Source organism: Spirillospora sp. NPDC049652, from assembly GCF_040675125.1.
GTDB lineage: Bacteria > Actinomycetota > Actinomycetes > Streptosporangiales > Streptosporangiaceae > Spirillospora.
Window position 1 is genome coordinate 1 of record NZ_JBFAOF010001013.1, and the last position, 2461, is coordinate 2461.

A 2461-nucleotide genomic window follows, 5' to 3' on the forward strand; every position below is an offset into this window, starting at 1 on the left:
CCGCGTTCGGCGAACGCGGCCAGGGCGGCGTCCAGCAGCTCGGCGCGGCGCTCCTCGGCGGGTTTGAGCACGCGCCTGCGCGTGCCGGTGGCTCCCTTGTCCATGCGGACGCCTCTCGCTCCCTTGACTGACCGCCGGTCAGTAGAACAGACTGACCGCCGGTCATTCCACTGACCGGCGGTCATCACTGTATCCGCACCCTCCCGAAGGAGTGATCCCGATGCGCCTCCGCACCACTCTCGCGCTCTCCACCGCGGCCCTCGCCCTGCCCGCACTGCTCGACACCGGCCGCGGCGAGACGGTCCCGATGGACGCCCGCGCCAGGCGGGACGCGCCCGGCGCGTTCGTCCGGCTCCGGCACGGCACCACGCACGTCATGGTGGACGGCCCCGAGACCGGCGAGCCGATCCTGCTCGTGCCCGGCGCGACGCTGTCCCTGTGGGTCTGGGACGGGCTGGCCGAACGCCTCGCGCAGGCCGGTTACCGGACGATCCGCTTCGACCGCTACGGCATCGGCTTCAGTGACCGTCCGGACGTCGAGCACGACCAGGCCCTGTTCGAGGACCAGATCCTCGACCTGCTCGACGCCCTCGGCGTGGACCGCCCGGTCACGCTCGTGGCGCTGGCGTTCGGCGGCCCGATCGCGGCCGAGTTCGCCGTCCGCCATCCGGAGCGGGTCGCCGGGGTCTGCCTGGTCTCGCCGGACGGTTTCGCCACCCCGCTCAACCTCGGCCTGCGGCTGGCGCTGCTCCCCGGGGTCGGCCTGCCCTTCTTCCGGCTGACCGGGGACCGCGCGCTGAAGTCCCGCCTGCCCGGCTACTCCCGCGACCCCCGCGTCGTCTCCCGCGTCCGGGCGCGGCTCCTGCCCGAACTGCGCTACAAGGGCTTCAAGCGCAGCGTGCTGTCCGCCCTCCGCCACGTCCCGATCCACGGCGCCGAGTACCTGTACCGGTACCTGGACAGCCGTGACATCCCCGTCCAGGTCGTGTGGGGCCGGCAGGACCCCGTCACCCCGATGCCGCCCGAGCCCACCTGCGCTCGGTGTTCTCCCACGCTGACATCCGCCTGCTCGACGGCGTCGGCCACCTGCCGCACTTCGAGCGCCGGGATGAGACCGCGCGGATCGTCCTGGAGTTCGTCCGCGGGCTCAGGCGAACGCCCGGACCAGGCCGCTGAATGCCTCACGAGAAGGCTGAGCTACAGAGGGCGCTTGGAGATGCCGGCTTACCTCACGCCGTAGAGGTGTTCCAGGGCCAGTTGGTCGAGGTGTTCGAAGGCGGAGCCGCGAGCGGCGAGGGCTTCGATGTCGGGGGACGCGTCGCGGACGGAGCGCCAGTCCTCGCCGTCGGCGAGGGTCGGGACGGCCAGCTCGTCGAGCTTCGCGCGGCGCAGGGCGTCCTGCACCTCGGGGTCGGCGCGGAAGGCGCGGACCTTCTCCCGCAGGATCAGCCAGTTGCGCATGCAGGCCCGCGCCGACTCCCAGACGCCCTCGTCGTCCTCGGTGCGCGGCGGCTTGAAGTCGAAGTGGATCGGACCGGCGTAGTCGCTGTTCTCGATGAGGTCGACGACCCAGAAGGCGCCGCGCGCGTTGCCCGCACCGAACCGCAGGTCCTGGTCGTAGCGCGGGCCGTGCTGGCCGTTCAGGTCGATGTGGAACAGCTTGCCCTGCCACAGCGCCTGGGCGAGGCCGTGCGCGTAGTTGAGGCCGGCCATCTCCTCGTGCCCGACCTCGGGGTTGAGGCCGACGTTCTCCGGCCGGTCGAGGGTCTGGATGAAGGCGAGGGCGTGGCCGATGGTGGGGAGCAGGATGTCCCCGCGCGGCTCGTTCGGCTTGGGCTCGATGGCGAAGCGCAGGTCGTAGCCCTGGTCGGCGACATAGGCGCCGAGGATGTCGAACGCCTCCTTGTAGCGGTCCAGGGCCGCGCGGACGTCCTTGGCGGCGCCCGACTCGGCGCCCTCGCGGCCGCCCCAGCAGACATAGGTCCCGGCGCCCAGTTCGGCGGCGAGGTCGAGGTTGTCCATGACCTTGCGCAGGGCGAACCGGCGGACGTCGCGGTCGTTGGCGGTGAACGCGCCGTCCTTGAAGACCGGGTGGGAGAACAGGTTGGTCGTCGCGGTGGTGACGACCAGGCCCGTCTCGTCGAGCGCCTTCCTGAACGCGTCGATCCTCGCCTGGCGTTCGGCGGGCGAGGCGTCGAAGTCGAACACGTCGTTGTCGTGGAAGTTGACGCCGTACGCGCCGATCTCGGCGAGCTCGCGGACGGCGCGGTCGGCGGGCATCGGCGGCCGGGTGCCGGGGCCGAACACGTCGACGCCCTGCCAGCCGACCGTCCAGATGCCGAACGAGAACCGGTCCTCCGGGACGGGCGTGTAGTCGCTCATGGGTCTCCTTGTCAGATCTGCGGGGCGGAGTCGCGCAGCGCCGCGTAGCGGGCGCGGACCGGCTCCGCGTCGGCGGTGC

2 protein-coding genes are annotated in these 2461 nt (G+C 72.0%); one reads left to right on the forward strand and one right to left on the reverse strand.

Annotation, left to right across the window (positions count from 1 at the left end):
• Window positions 1-220: 220 nt before the first annotated feature.
• The gene (locus AB0J52_RS36195; protein ID WP_500187421.1) at window positions 221-1240 is read left to right on the forward strand and encodes an alpha/beta fold hydrolase; all 1020 of its coding nucleotides are present in this window, start codon (window positions 221-223) and stop codon (window positions 1238-1240) included.
• Here the strand turns inward: AB0J52_RS36195 and xylA are convergent.
• Window positions 1225-2382, reverse strand: coding sequence for a xylose isomerase (gene xylA, locus AB0J52_RS36200; RefSeq protein WP_500187422.1), 1158 nt, complete (start codon window positions 2380-2382; stop codon window positions 1225-1227). The genes AB0J52_RS36195 and xylA overlap by 16 nt on opposite strands.
• Window positions 2383-2461: the final 79 nt, after the last annotated feature.